We start from the raw sequence: 230 nt of genomic DNA, 5'->3' as shown, positions 1-230 counted from the left end.
CTTGCAATTTATCTTGCTGCTCCGGAAGTTGAAAATGACAGAAGAGCATTAAATACATTTTTCGGAATGAGAAGAGCGCAGAAAGAAGGTAGAGTTATGGGAACAGCATCTTATGGGTATATTAATAAATGTACTGAAGATGGAAGGAAATATATCGCCATAAAAGAGCCTGAAGCATCAAATATGCGGTGGGCTTTCAATGAACTTTCTAAGGGTAAATATGCTATTGA

1 protein-coding gene is annotated in these 230 nt (G+C 37.0%); it reads left to right on the top strand.

The features are described from left to right. A partial coding sequence (locus SB724_RS22095) for a hypothetical protein (protein ID WP_410573258.1) occupies positions 1-230 on the top strand: 230 nt, incomplete at both ends.

This window comes from Bacillus sp. SIMBA_031, assembly GCF_046535225.1.
GTDB classification, from domain to species: Bacteria; Bacillota; Bacilli; order Bacillales; family Bacillaceae; genus Bacillus; species Bacillus velezensis.
This window is presented reverse-complemented; position numbering and strand designations above follow the sequence as displayed.